Annotated in this window: 28 protein-coding genes and 1 pseudogene; 13 read left to right on the top strand and 16 right to left on the bottom strand. The window is 73.1% G+C overall.

What is annotated here, in order from left to right:
• The first annotated feature begins 48 nt into the window (after positions 1-48).
• Together ACFPIJ_RS39765 and ACFPIJ_RS39760 are read left to right on the top strand one after the other, a co-directional pair.
• Complete coding sequence (locus tag ACFPIJ_RS39765) at positions 49-720, top strand: class I SAM-dependent methyltransferase (protein ID WP_380123360.1); 672 nt, start codon at positions 49-51, stop codon at positions 718-720.
• A gap of 57 nt (positions 721-777) precedes the next feature.
• The gene (locus ACFPIJ_RS39760) at positions 778-3,570 is read left to right on the top strand and encodes an Hsp70 family protein (protein WP_380123358.1); all 2,793 of its coding nucleotides are present in this window, start codon (positions 778-780) and stop codon (positions 3,568-3,570) included.
• Positions 3,571-3,584: 14 nt separating this feature from the next.
• Here ACFPIJ_RS39760 and ACFPIJ_RS39755 read toward each other — a convergent pair whose 3' ends face one another.
• On the bottom strand, positions 3,585-4,712 hold the full coding sequence (locus tag ACFPIJ_RS39755) for an FAD-dependent oxidoreductase (protein WP_380123356.1): 1,128 nt from the start codon (positions 4,710-4,712) through the stop codon (positions 3,585-3,587).
• Between the two features lie 25 nt (positions 4,713-4,737).
• On the opposite strand from ACFPIJ_RS39755, the gene ACFPIJ_RS39750 reads away from it, so the two are divergent.
• Complete coding sequence (locus ACFPIJ_RS39750; protein ID WP_380123354.1) at positions 4,738-5,463, top strand: TetR/AcrR family transcriptional regulator; 726 nt, start codon at positions 4,738-4,740, stop codon at positions 5,461-5,463.
• A 10-nt stretch (positions 5,464-5,473) separates the two neighbouring features.
• Here ACFPIJ_RS39750 and ACFPIJ_RS39745 read toward each other — a convergent pair whose 3' ends face one another.
• The 4 genes from ACFPIJ_RS39745 to ACFPIJ_RS39730 all read right to left on the bottom strand — a co-directional run bounded on the left by ACFPIJ_RS39745 (position 5,474) and on the right by ACFPIJ_RS39730 (position 9,716).
• Positions 5,474-6,664 (bottom strand): MFS transporter, encoded by a 1,191-nt coding sequence (locus tag ACFPIJ_RS39745; protein ID WP_380123352.1) that lies wholly within the window; start codon positions 6,662-6,664, stop codon positions 5,474-5,476.
• A gap of 9 nt (positions 6,665-6,673) precedes the next feature.
• Positions 6,674-6,886, bottom strand: a complete 213-nt coding sequence (locus ACFPIJ_RS39740) for a hypothetical protein (protein WP_380123350.1) — start codon at positions 6,884-6,886, stop codon at positions 6,674-6,676.
• Positions 6,887-6,964: 78 nt separating this feature from the next.
• Positions 6,965-8,467: an RtcB family protein gene (locus tag ACFPIJ_RS39735; protein ID WP_380123348.1), complete on the bottom strand. Its 1,503-nt coding sequence runs from the start codon at positions 8,465-8,467 to the stop codon at positions 6,965-6,967.
• A gap of 67 nt (positions 8,468-8,534) precedes the next feature.
• Positions 8,535-9,716: a hypothetical protein gene (locus ACFPIJ_RS39730; protein WP_380123346.1), complete on the bottom strand. Its 1,182-nt coding sequence runs from the start codon at positions 9,714-9,716 to the stop codon at positions 8,535-8,537.
• A gap of 63 nt (positions 9,717-9,779) precedes the next feature.
• On the opposite strand from ACFPIJ_RS39730, the gene ACFPIJ_RS39725 reads away from it, so the two are divergent.
• The 3 genes from ACFPIJ_RS39725 to ACFPIJ_RS39715 all read left to right on the top strand — a co-directional run bounded on the left by ACFPIJ_RS39725 (position 9,780) and on the right by ACFPIJ_RS39715 (position 11,289).
• Positions 9,780-10,418, top strand: coding sequence for a class I SAM-dependent methyltransferase (locus ACFPIJ_RS39725; protein WP_380123344.1), 639 nt, complete (start codon positions 9,780-9,782; stop codon positions 10,416-10,418).
• A 69-nt stretch (positions 10,419-10,487) separates the two neighbouring features.
• Entirely contained in the window at positions 10,488-10,766 is a 279-nt protein-coding gene (locus ACFPIJ_RS39720) for a GlsB/YeaQ/YmgE family stress response membrane protein (RefSeq protein ID WP_380123342.1), read from the top strand.
• Between the two features lie 79 nt (positions 10,767-10,845).
• Positions 10,846-11,289 (top strand): GNAT family N-acetyltransferase, encoded by a 444-nt coding sequence (locus ACFPIJ_RS39715; RefSeq protein WP_380123340.1) that lies wholly within the window; start codon positions 10,846-10,848, stop codon positions 11,287-11,289.
• Here the strand turns inward: ACFPIJ_RS39715 and ACFPIJ_RS39710 are convergent.
• Entirely contained in the window at positions 11,267-11,701 is a 435-nt protein-coding gene (locus ACFPIJ_RS39710) for a nuclear transport factor 2 family protein (RefSeq protein ID WP_203854627.1), read from the bottom strand. The genes ACFPIJ_RS39715 and ACFPIJ_RS39710 overlap by 23 nt on opposite strands.
• A gap of 49 nt (positions 11,702-11,750) precedes the next feature.
• On the opposite strand from ACFPIJ_RS39710, the gene ACFPIJ_RS39705 reads away from it, so the two are divergent.
• Positions 11,751-12,254: a winged helix-turn-helix transcriptional regulator gene (locus tag ACFPIJ_RS39705; RefSeq protein ID WP_380123338.1), complete on the top strand. Its 504-nt coding sequence runs from the start codon at positions 11,751-11,753 to the stop codon at positions 12,252-12,254.
• A gap of 80 nt (positions 12,255-12,334) precedes the next feature.
• Here ACFPIJ_RS39705 and ACFPIJ_RS39700 read toward each other — a convergent pair whose 3' ends face one another.
• The 6 genes from ACFPIJ_RS39700 to ACFPIJ_RS39675 all read right to left on the bottom strand — a co-directional run bounded on the left by ACFPIJ_RS39700 (position 12,335) and on the right by ACFPIJ_RS39675 (position 16,855).
• A complete protein-coding gene (locus tag ACFPIJ_RS39700; RefSeq protein ID WP_380123336.1) occupies positions 12,335-12,796 on the bottom strand; it encodes a flagellar basal body-associated FliL family protein in 462 nt (153 codons plus the stop codon).
• A gap of 100 nt (positions 12,797-12,896) precedes the next feature.
• A complete protein-coding gene (gene trxA / locus ACFPIJ_RS39695) occupies positions 12,897-13,331 on the bottom strand; it encodes a thioredoxin (RefSeq protein WP_380123334.1) in 435 nt (144 codons plus the stop codon).
• Between the two features lie 62 nt (positions 13,332-13,393).
• The gene (locus ACFPIJ_RS39690; protein ID WP_380123332.1) at positions 13,394-13,993 is read right to left on the bottom strand and encodes a DedA family protein; all 600 of its coding nucleotides are present in this window, start codon (positions 13,991-13,993) and stop codon (positions 13,394-13,396) included.
• 21 nt (positions 13,994-14,014) lie between these two features.
• A complete protein-coding gene (locus tag ACFPIJ_RS39685; protein ID WP_380123330.1) occupies positions 14,015-14,647 on the bottom strand; it encodes a phosphotransferase family protein in 633 nt (210 codons plus the stop codon).
• A 3-nt stretch (positions 14,648-14,650) separates the two neighbouring features.
• Positions 14,651-15,559, bottom strand: coding sequence for an MBL fold metallo-hydrolase (locus ACFPIJ_RS39680; RefSeq protein ID WP_380123328.1), 909 nt, complete (start codon positions 15,557-15,559; stop codon positions 14,651-14,653).
• 15 nt (positions 15,560-15,574) lie between these two features.
• Positions 15,575-16,855: a hypothetical protein gene (locus tag ACFPIJ_RS39675; RefSeq protein ID WP_380123326.1), complete on the bottom strand. Its 1,281-nt coding sequence runs from the start codon at positions 16,853-16,855 to the stop codon at positions 15,575-15,577.
• A 23-nt stretch (positions 16,856-16,878) separates the two neighbouring features.
• Here ACFPIJ_RS39675 and ACFPIJ_RS39670 point away from each other — a divergent pair, with 23 nt between their 5' ends.
• Positions 16,879-18,009 carry a serine hydrolase domain-containing protein gene (locus ACFPIJ_RS39670; protein ID WP_380123324.1) on the top strand — a complete coding sequence of 377 codons (1,131 nt, stop codon included), beginning with the start codon at positions 16,879-16,881 and terminating at the stop codon, positions 18,007-18,009.
• Positions 18,010-18,019: 10 nt separating this feature from the next.
• On the opposite strand, the gene ACFPIJ_RS39665 is transcribed toward ACFPIJ_RS39670, so the two are convergent.
• Entirely contained in the window at positions 18,020-18,577 is a 558-nt protein-coding gene (locus ACFPIJ_RS39665; RefSeq protein WP_380123322.1) for a CGNR zinc finger domain-containing protein, read from the bottom strand.
• 48 nt (positions 18,578-18,625) lie between these two features.
• Between ACFPIJ_RS39665 and ACFPIJ_RS39660 the strand changes: the two genes are divergently transcribed.
• On the top strand, positions 18,626-19,084 hold the full coding sequence (locus tag ACFPIJ_RS39660) for a GNAT family N-acetyltransferase (protein ID WP_380123320.1): 459 nt from the start codon (positions 18,626-18,628) through the stop codon (positions 19,082-19,084).
• A gap of 4 nt (positions 19,085-19,088) precedes the next feature.
• Here the strand turns inward: ACFPIJ_RS39660 and ACFPIJ_RS39655 are convergent, their stop codons facing one another.
• Positions 19,089-20,240 carry an RNA-guided endonuclease InsQ/TnpB family protein gene (locus ACFPIJ_RS39655; protein ID WP_380123318.1) on the bottom strand — a complete coding sequence of 384 codons (1,152 nt, stop codon included), beginning with the start codon at positions 20,238-20,240 and terminating at the stop codon, positions 19,089-19,091.
• Positions 20,241-20,273: 33 nt separating this feature from the next.
• Here ACFPIJ_RS39655 and tnpA point away from each other — a divergent pair.
• Together tnpA and ACFPIJ_RS39645 are read left to right on the top strand one after the other, a co-directional pair.
• Positions 20,274-20,692, top strand: a pseudogene (gene tnpA, locus ACFPIJ_RS39650) (IS200/IS605 family transposase).
• Positions 20,693-20,944: 252 nt separating this feature from the next.
• Positions 20,945-21,655 (top strand): DUF6745 domain-containing protein, encoded by a 711-nt coding sequence (locus ACFPIJ_RS39645; protein ID WP_380123316.1) that lies wholly within the window; start codon positions 20,945-20,947, stop codon positions 21,653-21,655.
• On the opposite strand, the gene ACFPIJ_RS39640 is transcribed toward ACFPIJ_RS39645, so the two are convergent.
• Complete coding sequence (locus tag ACFPIJ_RS39640) at positions 21,645-22,397, bottom strand: SDR family NAD(P)-dependent oxidoreductase (RefSeq protein WP_380123314.1); 753 nt, start codon at positions 22,395-22,397, stop codon at positions 21,645-21,647. The two genes, ACFPIJ_RS39645 and ACFPIJ_RS39640, sit on opposite strands and share 11 nt — an antisense overlap.
• Before the next feature lie 35 nt (positions 22,398-22,432).
• Here ACFPIJ_RS39640 and ACFPIJ_RS39635 point away from each other — a divergent pair, with 35 nt between their 5' ends.
• Both ACFPIJ_RS39635 and ACFPIJ_RS39630 read left to right on the top strand, forming a co-directional pair.
• A complete protein-coding gene (locus ACFPIJ_RS39635; protein WP_380123312.1) occupies positions 22,433-23,065 on the top strand; it encodes a ribonuclease FAU-1 family protein in 633 nt (210 codons plus the stop codon).
• A 61-nt stretch (positions 23,066-23,126) separates the two neighbouring features.
• Positions 23,127-24,257, top strand: coding sequence for a hypothetical protein (locus tag ACFPIJ_RS39630; RefSeq protein ID WP_380123310.1), 1,131 nt, complete (start codon positions 23,127-23,129; stop codon positions 24,255-24,257).
• A 127-nt stretch (positions 24,258-24,384) separates the two neighbouring features.
• Here the strand turns inward: ACFPIJ_RS39630 and ACFPIJ_RS39625 are convergent, their stop codons facing one another.
• Positions 24,385-24,576, bottom strand: a complete 192-nt coding sequence (locus ACFPIJ_RS39625; protein WP_380123308.1) for a helix-hairpin-helix domain-containing protein — start codon at positions 24,574-24,576, stop codon at positions 24,385-24,387.
• Positions 24,577-24,579 lie beyond the last annotated feature (3 nt).

The raw sequence follows: 24,579 nt of genomic DNA, 5'->3' as shown, positions 1-24,579 counted from the left end.
GGGGTATCTTCACAGTACGCACGTACTGTTTGGATGGTGAGGTCTGGCATGAATGATCCTCGGGCCCATGCGCGGAGCCTGGCGGCGGCATCCGTGGCGGCAGGGCAGCCGACTGCGTGGTTCGAGCAGCTCTACGCGGGTGCGGCCCGCGGCGAGGCGACCGTCCCGTGGGCCGACCTGGCGCCCAACCCGCAGCTGGTCGCCTGGGCCGAGGGCAACGACCTCGCCGGACCCGGGCGGGCGGCGGTGATCGGGTGCGGCTACGGCGACGACGCCGAGTTCCTGGCGGCCCGCGGGTTCACGGTCACCGCGTTCGACGTCGCGCCCACCGCCGTGGCCGCCGCGACCGAGCGGTTCCCGGCGTCTCCGGTCGGGTACGTGACCGCCGACCTGCTGCGCCCGCCGCCCGCGTGGACCGCGGCGTTCGACCTGGTCGTCGAGATCTACACGGTCCAGGTGCTGCGGGACGCCGCGCGGCGCACGGCCGTCGAGCAGTGCGCCGCCCTGGTGGCACCCGGTGGGACGCTGGTGGTGATCGCCCGGGCCCGCGACGAGGCCGACGACCCCGGCAGCATGCCGTGGCCGCTGACCCGTGCGGAAATGGCTGCGTTCGCCGCGCACGGGGTGCAGGAGGTCGACGTCGCCGAGATCCTCGATCAGGAGGTGCCGCCCGTGCGCCGCTGGGTCGGCGAGTTCCGGCGCACCGCGCGGGCCGGCTGAACGACGGGGCGGCGGGGCGGCGGGACACGGCCGGCCGGGGTGCCTACAGTGCTGGACGTGCGCTCGGCCGGTTACCAGCTCGGGATCGACTTCGGCACGTCCAACACCGTGGCGATGCTGGCCGGGCCGGACGGGCGGGTCCGGCCACTGCTGTTCGGGGTGTCACCGCTGCTCAGCTCCGGGGTGTTCGCCGCGGCCGACGGCGGCCTGCTGACCGGCGTCGACGGCGAGCACGCGGCGGTGTCGGCGCCCGCCGGGTGGGAGCCGAACCCGAAGCAGTGCGTCGACCACGGCACGGTGTGGCTGGCGGAGCGCTCGGTGCCCGTCGCCGACCTGATCGCCGCGGTGCTGCGGACCGTCGCGGACGAGGCGGCCCGGGTCGCCGGCGGGCCGCCGGGTGCGGTGGTGCTGACGCACCCGAGCGCTTGGGGCAACGTGCGCTGCGGCATCCTGGTCGACGCCGCCGAGCGGGCCGGGCTCGCCGGGGTGCGGCTGGTCGCCGAGCCGGTCGCCGCGGCGGCGTACTTCGTCACCGTCCTGGGTGAGCGGCTTCCCGACGGGCACTGCCTCGTCGTGTACGACCTGGGCGCCGGCACCTTCGACGCCAGTGTGGTCCGCCGCACCGGCGACGGGTTCACCGTCCTTGCCGGTGACGGCCTGCTCGACGCCGGCGGCCTGTACCTCGACGCGGCCGTGATCGCGCACGCCCGGGCCGCGAGCGGCGGCGGCACGAACGGCGGCACGGCGTGGGCGCGGCTCGACAACCCGGTGACGCCGGCCGACCGGCGGGCCCGGCACCAGCTGTTCCAGGGCGCCAGAGGAGTCAAGGAGCAGCTGTCCCGCCGGCCGGCCGCCGACCTGCACGTGCCACTGGTCGACGGTGAGGTGCGGCTGGGGCGGGAGGAGTTCGAGCGGCTGGCCCGACCGATGCTGGAGCGCGCCACGGACCTCACGGTGGCCATGCTGCGCAGCACCGGCGTGCCCGCCGACGAGGTCGCCGGGGTGTTCCTCGTCGGCGGTGCTTCGCGGGTACCCCTGGCGGCGACGCTGCTGCACCGGGCGCTGCGGGTGGCCCCGTTCACGCTCGACCACCCGGAGCTCGTGGTCGCCGAGGGGGCGCTGCACATCGCGACCACGGCCCCGCCCCCGACCGCCTTCGCCCCGCCCGCGCACCCCGCCCCGCGCTCGCCCCGGCCCGCCGGACCGCCCGATTCCGCCGGACCGCCCGATTCCGCCGGACCGCCCGAGCCCGCCGGACCTCCCGAGCCGGCGGCGCCGACCGAGCCCGAGCCCGTCGAACCGGTTGGGGTCGCCGCCTGGATGTTCGACTCCAGTGGCACCGTCATCGGGGTCGACTTCGGCACCAGCAACTGCAGCGTCGCCGTCGTCGACGGGCAGGGCGACGTGGTGCTCGTGCCGAACTCCGAGGGTGCGCTGCTCACACCGAGCGTCGTGGCCATCACCGCCGACGGTGCGACCCTGGTAGGTGCGGCAGCGCAACGGCAGGCGGCCGTGAACCCCCGGTACACCGTCCAACAGCTGCACCGCAGGCTCGGCGAAGACTGGGCGGTCACCCGTGCAGGGGTGCGCCGCACGGCCGAGGACCTCACCGCGCTGCTGCTGGCTCGCCTGCACGCCGACGCCGAGGCTCACCTGGGCGGCCACGTCAAGGCGGCGGTGTTCACCGTGCCGGCGAGCTTCGACCGGGCCCAGCGCGCGGCCCTCGCGGCGGCCGCCCAGCGCGCCGGGCTGCCCGTGCTCCGCGTGATCAGCGGACCTACCGCGGCGTCCTGCACACATGCGCGCGGCCGGCAGGACGACTCGCTCGCGCTGCTGTTCGACCTCGGCGGCGGCTCCGTCGACGTGACCCTGGTCGAGGTCATGGACGGCGCCGTCGTCGAGGTCAAGGCCACCGCCGGCGACCTGCACCTCGGCGGCGACGACTGGGACGCGATCCTGGCCGACGACCTGCGACGGCGGTTGCTGCACCGGTACGGCGTCGACGTCGGCTTCGATCCCGCGGCGCTGCAGCGGCTGACCGCTGCGGCCGAGGCCGCCAAGGTGCAGCTGTCGTCGGCGACGAGCGCGGAGGTATGGCTGCCGTACCTCGCCACCACCACCGACGGGCCGGTGCACCTGCAGGAGACCGTGACCCGGGCCGAGTTCGAGTCGATGACCCGCGGACTGCTGGAGCGCTGCCGCGGGCCGATCGCCCGGGTCCTGGCCGACGCGGCCGTCGACGCCGGCGCCCTCGACCAGGTCCTCCTCGTGGGCGGCGGCACCCGCATGCCGGCCGTCGAACGGCTGCTGCGCGAGGCGACCGGTGCGACCGTCCCGTGCCGCCGGCTCGACCCGTCCAGCGCCGTGGCCGGTGCGGCCGTGCACGCCGGCGTGCTCACCGGTAAGGTCCGGGACCTGCTGCTGCTCGATGTGGCGCCGATGTCCCTGGGCGTCGAGATCGCCGGCGGCGGCACGCACCTCCTCATCGAGCGCAACACCACCATCCCGACCCTGCAACGGCACCGGTTCACCACCGGCGTGGCCGACCAGCCGGCGGTCCGGGTCCGGGTCCTGGAGGGCGAGCACGCCGCCGCGGCGGACAACCGGCGGCTGCTCACCGTCGACCTCACCGGCATCCCGCCGGCCCCGGCCGGGGTGCCCCGCCTCGAGGTCCTCTTCGACATCGATGCCAACGGCATCCTCGGCGTGTCGGTCACCGACCTCGGCACCGGCCGGTCCCGGACCGCGACCGTCGACCTGGCGTCGATCCAGGCCGCCGCGGTCGACCCGCCCGGCGCCGGGGATGCCGGCCTCCCGGTGGCCGTGCCCGAGCCGCCGGCCGCCACGTAAGGACCGCGGCGCGCTCAGTCCACGGGCGCCGGCTCGGCGGGCCGGGGCGTGAAGAAGCGGACGATGTCCTGCGCCGCGGTCGGGGACAGCATCATCGCCTGGACCCGGGCGCACATCTCGGCGATCGGGTGGATCCTGGTGAACATCGCCTCCTCGTACGCCCGGATCGCCTGGTCGGGGTCGGTGGGGTCGGCCGCGAATGCGGCGGCGAGCTCGGCGGCGTCCAGCATGGCCTGGTTGGCGCCCTCGCCGACCGGCGGCATGAGGTGCGCGGCGTCGCCGATGAGGGTGATGCCCGGCCGGTGGTCCCAGCGGGTGCCGGTGGGCATCACCTCGATCAGGCGTGGGATCGGTGGGCCATCGCCGGCTTCGATGAGCGCGGTGAGGGCGGGGTCCCAGCCGTCCAACCCGTCCAGCAGCGCGCGTTTGCTGCGGTAGCTGTCCCAGCGGTCGTCCGCGGGGAGGGAGATCCCGACCCGGATGCCGCCGTCGCTGAGGCGTTGCGCGGACAGGATCCGGCGCACGCCGATGCACCAGAGGTTGCCGGGGCCGACCAGCTCGGCGAGGTCCGGGTGGCGGCGTTCGGCGTCGCTGATGCTCAGCTCGACCGCGGTGGCCACGGGGGACAGCGGCGCGTCGGTCAGCAGTGACCGGGCGACCGAGCGGGCGCCGTCCGCGCCGATGAGGACGTCGCAGTCGGCGCTGTGGCCGCCGTCGAACGTCAGCCCGAAGCCTCCGCCGGGTCGTGGCGTCGCCGCGACCAGCCGGCGCTGCCAGGCCACCGCGTCGCGGGGGAGCGAGTCGAGCAGCAGGTCACGCAGTGCGCCGCGGTCGATCTCGGGGCGCCCGGAGAACGAGCCCGGTTGCGGCCGGTGGTGCACGAGGACGCGTCCGGCGGGGTCGAGGATGCGATGTTCCTCGCCCTCCGGCCGGGCCTCGGACCGGAACCGGGCGGTGAGGCCCGCGTCGGCCAGCGCCTGCTGCCCGGACTCCGGGTGCAGGTCGAGCATCCCGCCCTGGGCCCGGGCGGATCGGTCTGCCTCGCGTTCGTACACCACCGTGTCGATGCCGTGCCGGTGCAGGATCCGGGCCAGCGTCAGGCCGCCGAGGCCACCTCCGGCGATCGCGATTCGCATCATCATCCCCCGTTACCGTACGATGTACCTTATGGATACACCGTACGGTAGCGTGCCGATGCCGGTTTGGGAACGGCCCGAGCCCCAGCCGCGGGCGGCGCCGGTGCCGCTGAGCCGTGCGAAGATCGCCGCCACGGCGATCCGGGTCGCCGACGAACACGGCCTCGACGGGCTGTCGGTGCGAAAGATCGCCAAGGAGCTCGGCGTCGGTCCGATGCGGCTCTACGACTACGTGCTCAACCGGTCCGAACTGCTCGATCTGATGGTCGACACCGTCTATGCCCGGATCGCCGAGGCCGGTCAGCGCTCCGAGTGGCGTGCCACGGTGCTGGCCGTCGCCCGCGCGACCCGCGCCGCAGCCCTCGAGCACGAGTGGTTTGCCGACCTGCACGGCGGCCGGCCGCACCTGGGACCGCACGCGCTCGCCGTGGGCGAGGCGACCGCGGCGGCGCTGAGCCAGGCCCCCGGCGTGCACGGCATCGACGAGCTCCAGCGCGCGTTGGGCGCCCTCAACGCCTTCATCGTCGGGGCGGTCCGCCGGGAGGTCACCGAGCGGCGCACCGCGCGCTCCACCGGCACCGACGAGGCCGCCTTCCAGGCCGGCCTCGGCCCCTACCTCACCCGCATGTTGAACACCGGCAGGTATCCCACCGTCGCCCGGCTCGTCATCGAGGGTGCCCACCTCGACGCCGAGGAGACCTTCGAGCGCAACCTGACCACCGTCCTGGACGGCATCGCCGGCACACCCCGCACGTGACGGCGGCGCCTCACACCTGCACCTTGCGCTCGTCGGCGTCCTGCCGGGTCACGGCCGCGGACAGCAGGGCCACCGCCGGCACCGCCAGCAGCGCGCACGTCAGCAGGGCGCGGGCGACGGAGAACCGCTGCCCGATCCAGCCGACCGGCGGGCCGCCCGCGATCTCGCCGAGCGCGCCGACCGTCCCGACCGCCGAGAGCACCGTGGCGCGGCTGGCCGGCGACGTCTGCTTGATCAGCCACGTCGTCCACAGTGGATCGGCGGCGGACCTGAGCACCCCGACGAGCAGGAACGCGGCCGCCGCCGTGGCGAACTGGCCGGTGAGCGCGAAGCCGGCCGTCGCCGCCACCTGCACCGCCTGCAGCCAGACCAGCAGCCGGCCGAGCCTCGGCAGCGGCTGCCCGGCCGTGCGCCGGCGCAGGACCTCGGTCAGCGGGATCGCGGCCAGGGTGCCGGCGACGGCGAGCGCGCCCAGCCACACCACCGCGGACCCGGCCGGGGGAGCGGCGTCCAGCAGGTGGTTCTGGCTGAGCCGGTCGTACCCTTCCCGGCCCAACGCGACGAACAGGGTCGCCCCGGCCAGGGCGAGCAGCACGGGGCTACGCCGCGCCGTGCGCAGGCCGGTGAGGTCGCCCTGCTCCGGCGGCGTGGGCCGGAAGTGCAGCTCCCGCATCGCCAGGGACAGGAACACCGCGAGGGCCAGCCACGCGGCGCCGCCCACGACGACCGGCAGCCACAACGCCTGCGTCGCCAGCCCGATGCCGGCGAGCATGCCGAGCACCGTGCTGGCCTGACCGGTCTGCGCGCCGCGGGTCAGCACCGCGCCGACGCGGTCCTCGCCGAACTCGTCGGCGGCCCACGCCTCGAACGCGCCGTCGAAGCAGGCCGCGCCGACGCCCCACAGGGCGGTCCCGGCGAGGATCGCGGCAAACGTGGGCGCCACGCCCTGCAGCACGGTGCCGGCGCCGGTCAGCCACACGCCGAGCAGCACCGCCGGCCGCCGCCCCCGCAGGTCCGCGAGGCGTCCGGACGGCAGCTGCGCCAGCAGGTACACGGCCTCCAGGACCGTGCCGACGAGGACCAGCTGCAGCGGCCCGAGCCCGGCGGTGCGGATCTGGTACACGAGGTTCAGGGTGTACGCGCACGCGGTGCCGAACGCGGTCACTGCACTGATGGCGAGGAAGACCGCGTACGGGCGCACGCGGCGACTCTAGCGGTCCTGCGTGGCCGCGGCCTTGAAGAAGTCACCGCCCTTGCGCTGCACGTCGTCGGTGCCCCAGGCGCGTTCCTCGGCGGTGACCTTCCGCAGTCGCGGGATGTGTTTGGCGCAATGGATGTACGCCTCCTCGACGGTCCCGAACCGTTGCTGCAACAGATGCTCACCCGCGGTTCCGGGCATGCTGATGCCGCTCTTCGTGTCCACCGCTGCCTCCAACGCCGGCACTTCGAACGCGCAGTGTCACGTGCCGGCCGGTGGTGCCGTCGCACCCGGTGTGCGACGTCAGCCCTTCACGGTGAGCAGCGGGCGCAGCTCGGCGACCGGCATCGCCACCCCGGCGCTCCCGAGGCTGTCCACGACCGCCCCGACCTCCTTGTACGCCCACGGCGCCTCCTGCTTGAGGTCACGCCGCCACGCCTCGATGATGTCGCGCCGGCCCGCCACGGCGGGGTCGCGGTGGTTGAGCGGGGTGACGACCCGGAACTCCGCCAGGAACGCGTCGAGTTCGGCGTCGCTGCCGCGTGCCGCCGAACCCCGCGGGATGCTGCGGCCGGCGCCGTGGCAGGCGCTGGTGAGCGCGCGGGTGTTGCCGAGGCCGCGCAGGAGGTGGCTCGGCGCGCCCATCGAACCGGGCACGATGACCGGCTCGCCCCAGGGCTGTGCCTCGCTGGTGGCGCCGCCCGCCGGGGTGGCGCCCTTGCGGTGCACGACGGTGCCGTCGGCGGCCGGCCACAGCAGGTTGTGCGGCGCGTCGTACACCAGTCTGGCCCCGACGTCACCGGCGACGGCGGCGAGACCCGCCCGCATCATCAGCGCCAGGAAGAACCGGTTGCCGATGGCGAAGTTCGCCGCGTTGGCGAACGCGGTCAGGTACCGCTCGCGGCGGGCCGCGCCGGCCTCGTCGAGCAGCATCGGCAGGATCCGGTTGCGGGGCGCCGGCACGCCCTTCGGCCACAGCGCCCGCGCCTGGTCCTGGCCGGTGGCGTTGGCCTGGTGCCCCAGTGACAGCGACCCGCTGTGCACCATGAGCACCACCCGCCCGGGCGCGAGGCCCCAGGCGTAGGCGGCCGCGCCGTCGTGCACCTGCGACACGTACTGCAGCTCGGCGAAATGGTTACCGCCGCCGACGCTGCCGATGATGCTGTCGAAGCTGGTGCCGCCACCGCTGGTGATCCAGTCCCGGAATCCCTCCGCCGAAGCGACCGGGTACGCGGCGGTGTGCAGAAGGCCGTCGAGATCCTCTTCGCGGACCTGCGGGTGGAGGCGGTGCCCAGGCCCGCCGGCGGAGAACAGACCGGGCAGGCCGTCGCGGAGCAGGCCCTCGCGGTGCGCCGGGGTGAGGCCGATCTGCCGGCCGCCCTCGAAGAACAGGTGCCGCAGGTGCCGTTCGAGGGCGTCGAGGTGCGGCCGGACCCGGTCCACGGTCAGCGACGTCGCCTCGACCCGCATGCCGCAGTTGATGTCGTTGCCGACCGCCTGCGGGATCAGCGCGCCGCTGGTGCGGATGACGGTGCCGATCGGGATGCCGGCGCCCTTGTGGAAGTCGGGCGTGCACACGACCCGGTCGATGCGGGGCGCTTCGGTGAGGCCCGGCGTGGCGGCCGCGAGGGTGCGCAGCGTCGCCTCGGTCTCCAGCACGGTGAGCAGCTCGTCGACGGCCGCGGACTCGATCGGCACGTCCGGCCCGGCGCAGATCTCGACCGGCACGCCGTGCGGGTTGGGCAGGGTGAGCCAGGAGTCGTCGGTGCGGATCAGGCGCGGGTCGGGCCGTTTGGTCGTCGACATGATCAGATCAGGGTAGGGACGGCCGCTGCCCGCCGTCGACCGAATTGCCGGCGGGCAGCGGGTCCTGTCAGCCGTCGAAGTTGGCCTGCTTCACCGCGAACACGTTGCGATGGCCGACCTGCTCCTGCAGCGACCACAGCAGGTCCGCCTCGGCCGCGTCCTCCCAGTAGCTGATGCTCTCGCCGCCGCTGACCCACGCGTATGTGTGCGACCCCGCCGACGGCGTCCAGTAGTAGAGCTGTTTGGACCCGGACGAGTTGAACCACCAGCGGTTGTTGTGGGACGCGACGCCGTTGAGCTTGTACCACGGCAGTTGCAGCGCCTGCGTCGCCGTGGTGCTCGCGGCGAACGTGGCCGCACCGGCGGCGAACGGGAACCGGACCGCCCGTGGCGCCCGGTTGGGGTAGTCCGTGCAGCCGGACGAGCAGGTGTACTCGGTCATCACGATCGACCGGCTGACCCGGTCCAGCGAGATCGACGACCAGGCCAGGTTCGTGCCCGACGTGGTCGCCGCGGTGACCGTGCCGATCTGCGGCAGCACGTAGGCGTAGTTGTGCGCGTAGTACGTGGTCGCGTTCTGCCGGCCGATCTGGTCCGCGGTCCCGCCGGTGTTCGTCTTCAGGATCTTGCGCATGTCGAACACCCGCATGCCGCGCCCGGTGTCGGCGACGTACAGGTAGTCACCGAACCAGGAGACGCCGCCGGCGTGCACCTTGATGTCCTTGAAGTTCGGCGCCGCCGCCGTGCCGGTCGGCTCGACCAGCAGGACCTTGCGGTACTTGTTCGGGTAGGTGGCGTCCCAGTCCACCAGCGTGATCCGGCTGCGCGACGAGGCGCCGTCGCAGCCGTCCTTGGTGTACCAGCTGACCAGGACCAGCTGGTGGCCGTCGTAGTTGCCGCTGTTGGCGGTGCCGACCGCGTCCCGGCTGGTGGTGATGCCCTGCGGGAAGTTGGTGCAGTCGCCGTCGTCACCGGAGTCGAACTGGAAGCCCGTCTCGTAGGTGATCCCGAGCGAGTCGGTGATCCCGCTCCGGTCATGGTTGGCGTTGTCCATGACGGTGTGCACGGCTGCGGTGCCCAGCGTGGACACCAGGGCCGTGTTCACGGTGTCGAACTGGTGGTAGTTCGACGACAGCGTGAACTGTCCGGCCGGCAGGGTGGTCGGCGCCGCGGCGGCGGACGCGCTGGTGGCGGTGAGCAATGTCGCGGCGACAGTGACCCCGGCCGCGACGGCAGCGATGGCTCGCATGGAGAACCCCCGATACGGATAGACCGCCAACAATATCCGCAACCGGTCGGGAATGATGGTCGGGTGGACAAGATCGCGAGAAGTTACGACGCGGTCGCCGGGCGGTACGCCGCCCAGATCGGCGACGAGCTGGACGGCAAGCCGCTGGACCGGGCGCTGCTCGGCGCGCTGGTGGCGATGGCCGGGGACGGGCCGGTCGCCGACCTCGGCTGCGGTCCCGGGCACGTCACCGCGCACCTGGCCGGGCTCGGCGCCCGCGTCGTCGGGGTGGACCTCTCGGCGGGGATGGTGGCCGTCGCGCGGGCCCGCCGGCCCGACCTCGCCTTCGCCGCCGGCGATCTGTGCCGGTTGCCGTTCGGCGACGCGGTGTTCGGCGGCGCGCTGGTGGCGTACGCCATCATCCACCTCGAACCGGGGGCGCGCGGCCGGGCGTTCGCGGAGCTGCACCGGGTCGTGCGCCCGGGCGGCCCGGTCATGGTGTCGTTCCACACCGGACACCTGGAGCACCCCGGCCCGGTCATGCATCTGAGCGAGTGGTGGGGCCACGAGGTCGACCTGGACTTCCGGTTCCTCGACCCGGCGGAGATCTCCGCCGAGCTAGCGGCGGCCGGGTGGGCGCCGCACGCCAGGGTCGACCGGTCCCCGCTGCCCGGGCTGGAGGCGCCGACGAACCGGTGCACGCTCATCGCCCTCAGGTCGTGAACGCGTTTCGATCTCCCTGCGGACGGGCATCACTGCATCAGACGTCAACGTCTCGATGGAGGAGGAGCAATGACCGTCACTGGGATCATCACCGCGCTGATCGTCGGTCTGATCGTGGGCGCGCTCGGGCGGCTCGTGGTCCCGGGCCGGCAGGGCATCCCGATCTGGCTGACCATGGTCATCGGTGTCGTCGCGGCGCTGCTGGGCACCGTCCTGGCCAACGCGATCGGCATCGCGACCGACACGCCGGGCGTCGACTGGGGCGAGCTGCTCGTCCAGGTCCTGCTCGCCGCCGTGGGTGTGGCCCTCGTGGTCGGCGTCTCCGGGCGCGGCCGCCGGGCTCTGTAACCCCGACAAGCCCCGACGAACTACGAAAAGGCGCCCAGCCGGGCGCCTTTTCCGTGTCCGGGGCAGTAACGTCCGCGACGTGACGAATCTGCGCATCGAGACACCGTCGGACGAGGCCCTTCTGGAGGACTGGCGGCACGTGCACAACACGGTCGTGCCGGACGCTGCGATGTCCCTCGACGAGGCGCGCGAGCGGGTCGGCAGGTACCTCCTCGAGATCGCCTACGACGGCGACGACCTGGTCGGCTGCACCACGGTCCGCCCACCCGGGGAGGACGGCGCGGCGGCCACGGTGATCGTCCGGGTGCTGCCGGGTCACCGCGGCCGGGGGATCGGCACCGCGCTGTACGAGCGGGCCATGCGGCAGGCCGCGCAGCACGCCGCACCCGCCGTCGAGACGGTGGTCTGGGCGGCGAACGCCGGCGGTGTCCGGTTCGCCGAGGCGCGCGGCTTCGTCGAGGTGGACCGCTACGAGCCGGAGCCGGGCGCGGTCCCCTACCTCACGCTGCGGCTGGCCCGGTGAGCCCCAGCTGCACCGCCCGGGCCGCCGCGAGGGCGTGGGTGTCCTCGATGACCTCGTCGTAGACCATCCGGCCCCAACGCAGCCGCACCCACTGCATCGCCTGGTTCTCGTAGGTGCTGCCGTCGGCCAGGCGGGCGGTGAGGCGCAGTTTGACCACCGCCGTCGTGCGCCACGGCCAGCCGGTGACGACCACGTCCGTCAGCGTGATCCGCAGGCCGGGGAACAGCTCGAACACGCCGCGGAACCAGTCCGCGAACGCGTCCCGCCCGCGCAGGTGCACCCCGATCGGGGGTGGCCCGGCGAAGTGGAACTCCAGGTCCGGCGCGGCGGTCGCGACCGCCACCTGATACTCGCCCGTGCCGATCCGCCGCCACAGTGCCCGGACCCTGGCCCGGGTGATCGCGTGGTACATGCCGCACAGCCTAGTCGCTTGCAACTTGCAATGCACTAGGCTCGGGGGTGTGGACCGGGACCGTTTCGCCGCGATGCACTGCTCGATCGCCCGCACCGGCGGCATCGTCGGCGACCCGTGGACGCTGCTCGTCCTGCGGGACCTGTTCCTGGGCATCAACCGCTACGAGGAGCTGCGCCGCGACCTGGGCATCGCCACCAACATGCTGGCCGACCGACTGGAACGCCTGGTCACCGACGGTCTGGTCGTTCGCCGCCGGTACGAGCAGCGCCCGCCACGCGACGAGTTCCTGCTCACGCCGCGGGGGCGGGACCTGTTCACGGTCGCGCTGACCGTCATGGCCTGGGGCGACCGGCACGAGGCACCCGAGGGGCCGCCGATGCGCCTGCGGCACGAGGAGTGCGGCCAGCCGGCGAACCCGCGCGTCACCTGCGACCAGTGCGGCGGTGAGCTGCACCTGGACAACGTCACGGTCCTGCCCGGCCCCGGCGGCCGGGACGCGCCCGGGACCACGGTCGTCGCGGAGCGCCTGCTGCGGCGGCGCACCGGCTGACCACACGACGAAGGTGGGGCCCGTGAACCTCACGGACCCCACCGGTGTCACTGCCACCACGTCGGAGCGGCGGCTACGTCCTACTGGATCACGAACGTCGTGTAGTAGACGTCCATGATCTCCTTCTCCTTCTCGACGGTGTAGGCCACGATGACCTTCTCCTTGAGCTGCGTCTTGTACTTCTCGCGGCCCTCGTTGGTCAGCAGCTCCTTGGAGTCCATGTTGCTGAACAGGGAGATCGCGGCGTCGAGCGCCTTGCTGCCGTCCGGGGCCTCGGCCGCCTTGTCGGTCGCCTGCAGCGTCATCTTCAGCTTCAGGTAGTGCCCGTCGGCCAGGTTGATCGTGACCGCGTCCAGCGGCACGACGATGCCCGCGACGAGCTTCTCCTCCGCCGCGGCCGGCTTCGGCGCGAACATGAGGTAGCCGCCGTAGCCACCGCCGGCGAGCGCGACCAGGACGATCGCGAGGATCATGATGAGCTTCTTCTTGCCGCCCTTCTTGGGGGCTTCCTCGGTCGCCTTGTCCTTCTCGTCCTTCGCCATCATGTTCCCCTTCGCCCGTGCGCCTGCCGACCTCCGACGTTCAGCAACATCGGACCGATCACCCGACAGGTGAGTTGCGCGAAGGTGCGGAGCGGTAGCGTCAGGTTGCGGCGCTCAGGCTCTGTTCGACCCACCGGCGCAGGGTCGAGGCCGGTGCGCCGCCGGACTGGCGGGCGACGACCTTGCCGTCCTTGATGATCATCAGCGTCGGCACCGCCCGCACCTCGAAGCGCTGCGACAACGCCGGTGCCACGTCGACGTCGACCTTGACCAGCTTGACCGTGCCGGCGAGCTCGGTGGCGACCTGTTCGAGGGCGGGGCTCACCGCCCGGCACGGCTGGCACCACTGGGCCCACAGGTCGACCAGGACCGGGGTCGAGGACCGCTCGGCGACCTCGGCGAACGTGTCGTCGCCGGCGTCGACGATCCACGGCACCCGGGCGCCGCAACTTCCGCACGCGGGCGTCCCCTTCGCCGCGCCAGGGACCCGGTTGCGCTTGCCGCACTGCGGGCACGCCACGATGTTGCTCGCCACCTGTTGCTCCTCGAGTCGTCGCTACTTCCTGTCGACAACTGGCGTACCCGGGAAATTCCCCGTCATGACGACGGGCGGAGCTTGCGGGCCACGAGGACGGCGAGGCCGGCGCACAGCAGCACCCCGACGGCAGTGCCGGCCGGCGCGCTGAACCGCTCGACCTGCTGCCACCGCTCGGCGAGCAGCCAGCCGGCGCCGATGAACAGCGCGTTCCACACCCCGGAGCCGGCCGTCGTCAGCAGCACGAACTTCGGCAGCCGCATCCGCTCGATCCCGGCCGGGATGGACACGAGGCTGCGCAGGATGGGCACGCACCGCGACAGCGCGACGAACCACGAGCCGTGCCGCTGGAAGAGCCGCCGGCCGCGCTCCAGGTCACGCTGGCCGGTCAGCAGGAACCAGCGCTTGCCGGCCAGCCGGTGCAGGCGTTCGTACCCGAGCTGGGCGCCCACCCAGTACAGCACCAGCGACCCGGCGACGGCACCGACCGTCGCGGACACCCAGACGAGCACCGGGTGCATGGCACCGGCCCGGGCCCGGAACCCGGCGAGCGGCAGGATCAGCTCCGACGGGATCGGCGGCACGAGGGTCTCCAGGGCGATGAGCATCCCCACCCCGATGGGCCCCAGCTGGTCGATGACGTCGAAGATCCAGTCGGTCATCGCAACGATCCTACCGGCGGATCATCGCAACGGCAGGTCGGGAAGGCCCAGGGTGGCCGCGACGTGGCGCTGCCACCGGCCCGTGTTCACGCCCGGGCGGGCGGCCATCGCGCGGCACTTCGCGACCGCGGCGGCCTGCCGCAGCGGCCACGGCGGGCGGGCGCCGTAGCCGTCGAACAGCGCCCCGATCGCGCCCGCGGCCGCCGGGTGGTGCGCCCGGATGATCCACTCGCACCAGGCGAGGTCCTCGACGGGCGCGCCCTCGTGCGCCCACTCCCAGTCCACGACCGCCGCGACGGCGAACGTCGACGGGTCGAACAGCAGGTTGTGCGGGCCGAAGTCGCCGTGCACGAAGACCCGGCCGGGTGCCGCGACCGGGACGGCCCGCAGCCGCCGCAGCAGCACACCGCAGGCGTGCAGGACGGCCTCGGCGTGCCCGCCGGCAACGAGGTCCTGGCCGGGCACCCCGCCGACGTGCCGGGTGGCGACCGTGTCCGTGGTGGTGCGCAGCAGCGCCGGCGTCGGGATCGCGGCCGGCAGCCGGGTGAGCGCCGAGACCTCCGCGGCGTGCCGGGCCGGTGCGTCGGCGCCGAGGTATCGCTTGACGACGGTGTCGCCGGCGCGGACCGTCAGGTTGGTCCAGCCGGGCCGCACCGTTCAGACCTTGGTCGGCATCAGGGAGCCGCGCCAGGTGACGGCGTCGGTGAGGGCGGCGACCACGTCGAGTTCGGTGCCGAGCGCGTCGGCATACGCCCGGTGCAGGTTGGGCACGATCCGCTCCGCGTCCGCCCAGCCGGCGAACTCGCCGAGGTCGCACGCGCGGGCGGCCTCCAGGGGCGTCAACCCGGCCCGCACGCCTTCCCCGGCGGTGTCCAGCACCAGCTGGTAGTACCGCCGGATCCGGTCGAACACCGGGGCGATGTCGGCGGCGGTGAGCAGCGGGCCGTGCCCCGGGACCAGGTGCGCCGGCTCGAACGCGGCGAGCCAGTCCAGCGCCGCCAGCGCACCGGTGACGGAGCCCATGAACACCAGCGGGGTGAGGCCGTTGAAGACCAGGTCACCGGCGAAGAGCACGCGCTCCCGCGGCAGCCACGCGACGAGGTCGCCGGTGGTGTGCGCGGGGCCACCGGGATGCACGACGTCGACCTGCCGCTGTCCGATGTGGAGGGTGAGCCGGTCGCGGACGGTGACGTCGGGCAGCCGGCGGGTGACCGCGCCCCAGTCGGGGACGGGCTCCCACAGCGGCGGGCAACCGTCGATGACCGGGTCGACGCGCAGGCCTTCCCGCATGTGCTCGTGGCCGACGACGACGGTCGTGGCCGGCAGGAGGCTGTTGCCGTAGGTGTGGTCGCCGTGCTGGTGGGTGTTGACCGCGAGCCGGGCCGGGCTGCCGCCGGTGGCCTCGTCCACCGCGGCCAGGAACCGCCGGGTCCGGGTCTCGGTCGCGCAGGTGTCGACGATCAGGACCTGCCCGCCGTCGGTGACGGCACCGGCGTTGTTGACCCACCACGTGCCGTCCGGCTGGATCCACGCGTGCACCCCGGGCACGACCTCATGCAGCGACATGCCCCGCAGCGTATGTCACCGCCGTCGCAGCGGGATCTGGTCGGGGGTGATGAGGCCGAGGCTGACCAGGTCGTAGTCCAGGTCACGCTCCCATTCGGCGCGCGGGGCGACCAGCGGGCTGCCGCTCTGCGCAAACGTCAGGTGTGGGGCTCCACCGGCGGAGCCGAGGAACAGCCCGGGCCGGCGGCTGGCGCCGAAGCCGCCGAGCGTCTCCAGGCGGCGGGGACGCTGGCCGCGCACCAGCGACGCGGACCAGCGCCACGGGGCCGCGTTCGTCATCAGGCTGGTCGCGTTGGTGGTCCACTTGTCGGTCCACTCCCGCAGCCGGAAGCTCTCCGGCAGCCCCTGCAGGACCCGGGCGGTGGCCCGGTCCGTGGTGACGCCGCACAGGTGCAGGGCGTCCAGGGCCCGGCCGGTGAGCAGCGCGTCGACGGCGGCGGCGACCAGGCCGGCCGGGTGCCGCCCGTCGACGCCCCACAGCTCCTCGACGTCGGTGGCCGGGGCGTGCCAGTACTGCGGCATCCGGTCCCAGCGGTGATAGGTCGACTTGCCGACGAACCTGGCCAGGCCGGCCCGCAGCCCACCACCGGGGGCGGTGCCCACGACCAGCCAGATGCCCTTGCCCGCCGGGTTCGCCGGGGGCACGACCTCACGCAGCAGCACCTGCGTCCGCCCGGCGAGGCGCCCGCCGGTCCGGTCCCGGGGGAACCACCAGCGGATCCCGGGCAGGAACAGCCCGGCGATGGTCTCGTCGAGGTCCTCGGCCTGCTGGTCGGACAGCATCGACAGCAGCATCGGGTCCAGGGCGACGTCGACGGGGATGTCGGCGCCGGCCACCTTCGACCTGGCGAGGCGCTGCAGCCGGGCCCGGCGCCGCGCCGCGGGCTCGCCCGCGGGGATGACCGACCACGTCGCCTCCCACTGCGTCCAGTCCTCGACGGCGGCCACGACGTCCTCGGGGAACACCGAGTGGATCTGCCCGGACGGCACCGCGACCGGATCGCCGTGCTCCAGCGGCTGGGTGTCGGCGTCGGGGCGGCGCTCGTAGAACGCGGCGGTGAAACCGAGGACCGCCGTGGGGTCCGGCAGCGTCCGCACCGGCTCCCAGTCGCCGACCTGCTCGCCGGGGCGGATGTCGGCGACGGTCACGACCGCATACGCCTCGTCGCCCGGCATCCGCACCCACGCGCCGGGCTCCACCGGGCTCGCCGACCACTGGCGCGGTGCCTGGCGGATGACCGGCTCCAGGCCGGACCGGCGCAACGCGTCGACCGCTGCGGTCAGGGACGTCTCCACGGGGACCACCATAAGGTGAACCTATGGACGAGTTGTACCGGAACATGCAGGGACTGGTCGACCGTGGCGCCGTGCCGGGTCTGGTCGCGGGCGTCGCGGGCACGGACGGGCCGGCCCGGGTCGAGGTCCTCGGCTCGACGGCGTTCGGCGGGGACGCCCCTGCGATGCGCCGCGACACGCCGTTCCGCCTCACGTCGGTGACGAAACCGATGGTGGCCGTTGCCGCGATGATGCTGGTCGAGGACGGGCTCCTGGCCCTCGACGAGCCCGTCGACCGGCTGCTGCCGGAGCTGGCCGGCCCGCGGGTGCTGCGGTGCCTGGACGCCGACGTCGACGACACGGTGCCGGCGCGGCGGGCGATCACCGTCGAGGACGTGTTCACCTACCGGATGGGGCACGGGCTGCTGCTCGACCCGGCCGCCGACCCGCCGATCAACCCGCCGTACCCGGTGGTGCGGGCCGCCGAGGACCTGCACCTGACCCTGGGCCGGCCCGACCCGAGGACCCCGCACGGCGTCGACGAGTGGATGCGGCGGTTCGGGACGCTGCCGCTGCTGTTCCAGCCGGGGGAGCGCTGGGCGTACAACTCCTGCGGCCTCGTCCTGGGCGTCCTGGCGGCGCGGGCGGCCCGGATGCCGCTCGGCGACCTGCTGCGGGAGCGGCTGTTCGAGCCGCTCGGCATGACGTCGACCGGTTTCACGCTGCCGGCGGACCGGGCCGAGGAACTGCCGGCGGAGTACTTCGGCGGCGAGCAGCAGACGGACGTGGCGACCGCTTCGGACTGGACCCGGGAGCCGGTGTTCCCGGACGGCGCGGCCGGGCTGGCGTCCACTGTGGACGACGTGCTGGCGTTCGGCCGGTTCATGCTCCACGGTGGACGGTCGCTGCTGCCTTCGCCGGTGGTCAAGGCGATGACCACCAACCACCTGACACCGGCGCAGATCGAGGGCGGCGGGATGCTGCTCGGCGGCCGAGGCTGGGGCTACGGCATGTCGGTGCACGCCGACGGCACGTACGGCTGGGAGGGCGGCTACGGCACGACCTGGAGCAACAGCCCGGCCACCGGCACCGTCCGGGTGCTGCTGACCCAGGTGTCCGACGTGCTGTTCGACGGCACGCTGGAGGAGTTCACCAGGCTGGCGGTGCACCGCTGACGGTGCAGTTTCATCCGGCTGGCGGTGCGCCGCTGAGGGCGCCGCGGACCTGGCGTTTGCGGGCCCGGTTGCCGCACGGGTCGGCGGAGCACCAGCGGCGGGTGCCGGTGTGCGAGGCGTCCAGGAACAGCGCCTGGCACGCCGGGTCGGCGCAGGCCCGGACCCGGGCCGCGGCCGGCGACGTGACCAGGTCGAGGGCGTCCCGGGCGACCAGCGCGAGGGTGGCGGTGACCGGGTCCGCGGCCTGCCAGCGCAGCGCGCCGCCGGGGTCGAGGAACGGCACCGGCACCGAGCGGGCCGCCGCGTCGTTGACCGCGTCCCGTGCATCGGCTTTCGGGGTGTCCGAGATGACCAGCGTGCGGACCGCCTCGCGGAGGCGCTGGGCGCCGGTGAGGATCACCCCTGGCACGCTGCTGCCCGGTGCCGGCGCGACCGGGCCGAACTGCCGGACCCAGGCGGCGAGCGCCGGGCCGTCGCAGAGGTCGTCAACGGGCCGGCCGGTGCCACGGTCGCGCAGCGTGTGGACGAAGTCCAGGCACAGCCGGCCCGTGCCCTGGCGGAAGGACATCCATGCAGCGTAGCCCGCTGCCGGTCACTGACAGGTAGGGTGCCGTCCATGTCGGTGACGGGGACGATCAGCTATTCGTGGCGCGGCGCGTTCGCCGACGCCGAGGTGGAAGCGCTGCACGCGGAGGGCTTCGGGCATCCGCCGACCGGGAGCGGCTGGTGGGCCCGGGTCAACCGGCACAGCCTCGGCTGGGTGTGCGCCCGCGACGGCGGTGCGCTCGTCGGGTTCGTGAACGTCGCCTGGGACGGTGCGAGTCACGCGTTCGTGCTCGACACCGTCGTGGCCGGCGCGTCAGGGCGGCGGGGCGTCGGGACCGCGCTGGTCGCCGCCGCCGTCGAGGGCGCGCGGGCCGGCGGGTGCGAGTGGCTGCACGTCGACTTCGAGGATCATCTGGCCGGCTTCTACCTGTCGTCATGTGGTTTCACCTCGACCGGCGCCGGACTCGTCAAGCTGTCAACTACCCGCCCACGAAGGGGCGGGCTTGCGGGTCTCTTCCCCTCTGGGTGAGAGGTCAGGCCGCGTACGGGCGATTGACTGCGCCCCAGCCGTCGACACCGCGTTGGGCGATGTTGGCGGCAGCGTTGTGATCGGCGTGGGCAACGACCCCGCATGACCGGCAGATGAACGTGGCCTGATCGGGTCGGTTCCGCTTGTCCCGGTGACCGCACTTCGAACACGTCCGCGACGTATACCGGGGGTCGACCTGGACCATCGGGACGCCGGCCCGGCGGCCCTTGTACGTCAGGAACTGGCCCAACTGGGCGAAGCTCCAGGAATGCAGTGCGGCCCGTTGGGGCTTGCGGAGCCGGACCCTCTGGCGTATCCCCGTCAGCTCTTCGACGGCGATACCGCGCGAGGTGCGTTCAGCCTCGGCCACAATGCTTTTCGAGATCACATGATTGACGTTCGCGGCGTGCCGCGCCTCGGTGCGGCGGCGCCTGGCGAGCAGTCGCTTCGCGCTTTTGGTGCCCTTGGCCTGCAACCGCTGCCGCAGGCGGATCTGGCGGCGCCGGTACCGGTTGAGTTCCTTGCCTGCGTAGGTGCGCCCGTCGGAGTCGGTGGCGATGTGCACGATGCCCATGTCAACGCCAATGAACCCCTGTGGGTCGATCGGTTCGGCCTCGGCGACCTCGACGCTCGCGGACAGCAGCCACATGCCGTCACGGTGCACCAGATCGGACTCACCGATCGGGAGTTCCGCGATGGCCTTGAGCTGGTCCGGCGACCCGGTGTACGCGATACCTTTCAGGCGTCCGGCCACGGTCCAGATCGATACCGTCTGGGCGTCGGGTTGCCACGACAGCATCCGGGCGTCGTATGGCTGGGCGGCCTGCCAGCGAAAGCGGATCGGGTTCGTTTCGGCACTGCGCCGCCGTTTCGAGCCGGGCTTGCCGAGGTTCCCGGCGCGGATGTTGGCCCTCAAGGTCTTATAGGCGTCACAAACCTTTTTGATGACGTGCTGCGCGGCCTGCGCGCCCAGCCCGTGGTCGTTCCTGATGCCCGCGTAGACGTGCTTACGCAGGTCATAGTTGCGGTAGACCCCGACATCACGAGCAAGCGCGGCAACCTCAGACGCGGCCGTGTTGCATGCGCGCAGAGTCGACTCCAGTGCCGATGCATGTTCGGGCGTCGGCTGGAGCTTCACCTGCACGACCAGCTTCACCCCATCACTGTAGCGTTTGGTCTATGTCACCCGATGGCGTCCAGACCCGATATCCGGCGTGGTCGTAGTGTCATTCACAACCTTCACGCACATTTGGTCTTCACCACAAAGTATCGACGCGGAGCACTCACCGATCAGATGCTCACCCGCTGCGAAGAGACCATGCGGGCCGTGTGCGCCGACGTCGGCGCCGAGTTGCGCGACTTCAACGGCGATGCCGACCACGTATAACTCCTCGTGCACTACACACCGGCTGTCGCCTTGTCGAGGCTGGTCAAATCCGTCAAGGGCGTGTCGGTGCGTTACCTACGCCAGGAATACGACGCCCACCTGCGCCAGTACCTGTGGGATGGGTATATGTGGTCACTGTCGTACTTCGCCGGATCGTGCGGCGATGCACCCTCGCCGTGGTCGAGGGGTACATCGAGAACCAGCAACATCCCGGCTCGTGACACGATCCCTCCGGCCCTGAGCGGCCGAGGTTCCTCGCTGAGCAACTTCTGAACCCGGGCCTCGGGGTTGCGGTCGGCGACGCTTGCACGCACAATTGACGACATGATCAGCACTCACCGGAAGGGCGCGTCCGCCCTCGTGCGTTGACCGCCACGGCGCGGCGTGTCGCCGCTGCCCCCGCATTTCGCTCCGTTCCCCGCTCGCCGGCTCATCTCATCGAGCTGTGGCATCGCGCGGAGCCCATCCTCGGCGTGTGGCTCGAGGTGGGACGCTCCACCGGGCCCGCAGACCGGGCAACCACCGAACATCTCATCGCCGGCATCTACCGCCGGCTGCACCGGCGGGCGCCGGCGTTCCGCTGGGTCGACTCGCCCCGCAAGGCGTTGCCACTGCTCACCGGCTTGCCCACGCACCGCGACCTGCAGTCGTGGGTGCTCGCCAGGCGTCCACAAGGGACACCGCCGGTCGCCGGTGACATCGCCACCGCCCTCGCCCGGCTGCGCGGCGCCCTCGACGACGCGGCCACCCACCCGGACCTGACCGCGACGGCGAAGAAGCCCGAGAAGGAGGACCGGCACAAGCCCTGGCCGGTGCTCCCGCCGCAACGCGCGATCGAGGCCGGCGTGCCGCTGCGGGAGGTGCTGCGCCAGTCGCTGCACATCCCGATCGCGGCCGGGCTCACCTGGCCGGTCCGGGCCTCCCTCGGTCCACAAGGGACACTGCCGGTCTGCTGGTACGGTCAGCAGGACGCCACCTGGATCGGCCTGCACGACGCGATCCGCAAGCTCGGCCTGGCGACCTTCAAACCACGCGACGCCGAGCAGCTCGACGAGTGGTCCGCGCTCGCCCGCGCGGCCGGCTGGTGGTGGCCGGGCGAGGACGTGTGCGTGCTCGTGGACCGGCCGGCCGCGGTCGCGCCGCGGCGGGTCGGCTACCGCGACGGCACCACCGTCAGCTGGTGAGCTTCACGCCCGACAGCGCCTCGCACGCGGCGAGCAGCCCGTCCTGGACGGCCCGGTCGTACGCGGCGGGGTTGGCCTTCAGATCCATGCGGCGCTTGAAGTAGCGGCCGGTGACCGCCGCCGCCGGGTCGTCGGCGGTCGCCAGCCACACCTGCGTCTCGGCGCCTTCCGGCAGGCCGTCGGTGGCGCTGGGACCGCCGAGCTTCGTGCGGATCCAGCCCGGGTCCACGGCGTTGCTGCGCACCTGCGGCCACAGCCGGGCGACCGCGAACGCGAGTGCCACGTCGTGCAGCTTCGAGTCGCTGTAGGCCTGCATGCCGTGCCAGGGCTTGCGTTCGTACTGCAGGTCGGCGAGGTCGGCGACCCCGACCGATTCGAGGCCGGAGGTGAGGTAGATGAGGCGGGCCGGCCGTGGCATCAGGGCGGTCAGCACGTACGGCGCGAGCGTGTTGACCTGGAACGTGCGCTCGAGGCCGTCGCCGGTCACCTGCCGCTCGTCCTGCCCGCCGATGCCCGCGTTGTGCACGACCACGTCGTAGACCCCGGCGTCCTTTGCGAGCGCCTTCGTCTCGGCGAGGGACGCGAGGTCGCCGACGATGGCCGGCACCCCGGGCAGTCCGGCCGCGGCGGCCCGGGCCTCGTTGCGCGCGTGCAGGACCACGTCGTGTCCCAGCCGCAGCAGCTGCGCCGCGGTCTCCAGGCCGATGCCGTCGGTCGAACCCGTTACCAGTACCCGTGCCATGCCAGGATCGTAGATGGTCCGAATATGATCGATGGATGCGCTCCCAGTCGACCCTGGTCCGGCGGTACTTCCGCGGACCGCACCTGACCTGGGCACAGGCGACCCGGGTCGTCGCCGACGACGAGCGCGGGCTGCTGCTGTGGTTGCCGGAGGGCGCCGGCTTCGCCTGCCGCGTCAACGACGAGGGCGGCTTCCTGCGCGCCTCGCCGACGATCGACGCCTACGGCGCGGCGCCGCTGTCGGTGCGCACCTGGCGCGGTGCCGACGTGCTGCTGCTGCACCCGCCCGGCGCGGCCCACTCGGTGTGGTGGTTCTTCTCCGGCGGCGCGTTCACCGGCTGGTACGTGAACCTCGAGTCCCCAGCGCACCGCCGCGACGGCGGCATCGACGTCGTCGACCATCACCTCGACGTCGTGCTGGCCCCGGACCGCTCCTGGCGCTGGAAGGACGAGGACGAGTTCACCGCCGGCGTCGGCCTCCCCGGCTTCTGGGACGCCGGGGAGGCGGCCGCGATCCGCGCCGAGGGCGAGCGGGTGATCGCCGCTGCGGAGGCGGGCGCCTTCCCGTTCGACGGCACCTGGCGCGACTTCGTCCCGGACGCATCCTGGCCCGTCCCGGCGCTCCCGCCCGAGTACTCCGGCGATCCGCAGTCGCTCAGGCGGCCCTGAACGCCGGTCCGTCGCGATAAACCGGGTGTGCCACTGGGTCGTCGGTGCCAGCATGCACCGGATGGATGCAGCGACGCTCACCGGGCAGCTCCGCCGCGGGCGGGGTCTCGGCCTGCGCCGGGCGCAGGCCGACGCCGGACCCGGGGCCGCCTCGGCGGTCTATGGCTGCATCATCGACGACCCGCGCGAGGACAAGCAAAGCGAAAGCCGCGACTGGTACCTGCTCCGCCTGGTCGCCGGGCTGCGCCTGGACTGCGGGCCGATCGTCGCGCACCTGCTCACCCCGGTGCGGGAGGCCGACGACGACGAGTGGCGGATCAGCCTGGCGGTCGACGTGCTGGCGGCGCTGGCCCGTGACGGGGACGCCCGGGCCGCGGACGGGTTGCGCCGGTATGTCGCCGAGGGGCGGTACTGGGCGTGGGCGTTGAACGCCATGTGGGAGGAGTGCGGCCCGACGATGTGTGCCGGGCTGGGCGCGGTCGCCCTCGCCCGGGCGGACGACGAGGAACTGGCCCGGACCGCCGCCGAGGACTGGGGCCCCTGGTCCGCGTGGGCCGAGGATGAACCACGGATCCGTGCGGTCCTCGACGCCCGGCGGCGGGCCCGCGGTGCGCCGCGGGAATCGCCATCCCTGCTGGCGGTGCCGTCGGACCAGCTCGCCGCGACCGTGGGACGAGACGGTGTGGCCGCCGTCAGGGCCGCGCTGGCCGAGCTCGGCCGCCGCGGCGACCCGGTGGTGCTCGACCTGGCCGAGGACGTTTCCCTGCGAAATAGGTACGGTCCGCCGTCCGGTACTGGCGCGGCCATCCGCGCGCTCGGGGCGGCCGCGCTCGACCGTGCCCGCCGCTGGGCCGGCGGCGACGACCCGGTGCTCGTCTACGTTGCCGAGGGCATCCTTGCCCTGCACGGGACTGCGGTCGACGTGCCCGTGCTGCTGGCGGCGCTGACCAGGGCGGCAGAGGAGCGGGAATGGTGCGCCGCGGAGACCCCGGCCCGTGGCCTCGGCCGACTCGGGGTCGCCGCCGCGGTGCCGACCCTGCGCTTCCTGTGGGCCGAGACGACCCACTCCTATGCCCGCGGCGACTACCTCGCCGGGCTCGTCGGCGCGGCCGGGTCCGGCGCCGCCGACGTTCTCGACGAGGCCGCCGACGACTGCGAGCCACTGGTTCGCGAGCAGGCCGCCGCCGGTTGACGCTTCCCTGCTTGCATACTATTCCAGTAGGCCTTCCCGTTCGACGGCACCTGGTGCGACTTCGTCCCCGACGCCGGCTGGCCCACGCCGGTGCTGCCGCCCGAGTACTCGGGAGATCCGGCGGCGCTCAGGCGAGGGTGAGGCCGTGCTCGGTCAGCGCCTCCTGCAGGATGCGCAACGCCTTCGGCCCGACGCCGTGCAGCGCGGCCAGCTCCGCGCGCCGAACCCCGGCGAGGTCACGCAACGCGGTGTAGCCGGCATCGTGCAAGGCGCGCGTCGCCGGTGCGCCGATCTTCGGCAGCGTGTCCAGTGATGCCACCCG

Origin of the sequence: Dactylosporangium cerinum, assembly GCF_042653625.1 — a bacterium.
Taxonomy (GTDB): Bacteria; Actinomycetota; Actinomycetes; order Mycobacteriales; family Micromonosporaceae; genus Dactylosporangium; species Dactylosporangium cerinum.
This window is presented reverse-complemented; position numbering and strand designations above follow the sequence as displayed.

Bases quoted from the DNA above. Each gene is read 5' to 3' on its own strand.
- ACFPIJ_RS39765 (WP_380123360.1), top strand. From the start codon at position 49: ATGAATGATCCTCGGGCCCATGCGCGGAGCCTGGCGGCGGCATCCGTG.
- ACFPIJ_RS39755 (WP_380123356.1), bottom strand. From the start codon at position 4,712: ATGATGATGCGAATCGCGATCGCCGGAGGTGGCCTCGGCGGCCTGACG.
- ACFPIJ_RS39750 (WP_380123354.1), top strand. From the start codon at position 4,738: ATGGATACACCGTACGGTAGCGTGCCGATGCCGGTTTGGGAACGGCCC.
- ACFPIJ_RS39735 (WP_380123348.1), bottom strand. From the start codon at position 8,467: ATGTCGACGACCAAACGGCCCGACCCGCGCCTGATCCGCACCGACGAC.
- ACFPIJ_RS39730 (WP_380123346.1), bottom strand. From the start codon at position 9,716: ATGCGAGCCATCGCTGCCGTCGCGGCCGGGGTCACTGTCGCCGCGACA.
- ACFPIJ_RS39720 (WP_380123342.1), top strand. From the start codon at position 10,488: ATGACCGTCACTGGGATCATCACCGCGCTGATCGTCGGTCTGATCGTG.
- ACFPIJ_RS39710 (WP_203854627.1), bottom strand. From the start codon at position 11,701: ATGTACCACGCGATCACCCGGGCCAGGGTCCGGGCACTGTGGCGGCGG.
- ACFPIJ_RS39700 (WP_380123336.1), bottom strand. From the start codon at position 12,796: ATGGCGAAGGACGAGAAGGACAAGGCGACCGAGGAAGCCCCCAAGAAG.
- ACFPIJ_RS39690 (WP_380123332.1), bottom strand. From the start codon at position 13,993: ATGACCGACTGGATCTTCGACGTCATCGACCAGCTGGGGCCCATCGGG.
- ACFPIJ_RS39680 (WP_380123328.1), bottom strand. From the start codon at position 15,559: ATGTCGCTGCATGAGGTCGTGCCCGGGGTGCACGCGTGGATCCAGCCG.
- ACFPIJ_RS39670 (WP_380123324.1), top strand. From the start codon at position 16,879: ATGGACGAGTTGTACCGGAACATGCAGGGACTGGTCGACCGTGGCGCC.
- ACFPIJ_RS39665 (WP_380123322.1), bottom strand. From the start codon at position 18,577: ATGTCCTTCCGCCAGGGCACGGGCCGGCTGTGCCTGGACTTCGTCCAC.
- ACFPIJ_RS39660 (WP_380123320.1), top strand. From the start codon at position 18,626: ATGTCGGTGACGGGGACGATCAGCTATTCGTGGCGCGGCGCGTTCGCC.
- ACFPIJ_RS39640 (WP_380123314.1), bottom strand. From the start codon at position 22,397: ATGGCACGGGTACTGGTAACGGGTTCGACCGACGGCATCGGCCTGGAG.
- ACFPIJ_RS39635 (WP_380123312.1), top strand. From the start codon at position 22,433: ATGCGCTCCCAGTCGACCCTGGTCCGGCGGTACTTCCGCGGACCGCAC.
- ACFPIJ_RS39630 (WP_380123310.1), top strand. From the start codon at position 23,127: ATGGATGCAGCGACGCTCACCGGGCAGCTCCGCCGCGGGCGGGGTCTC.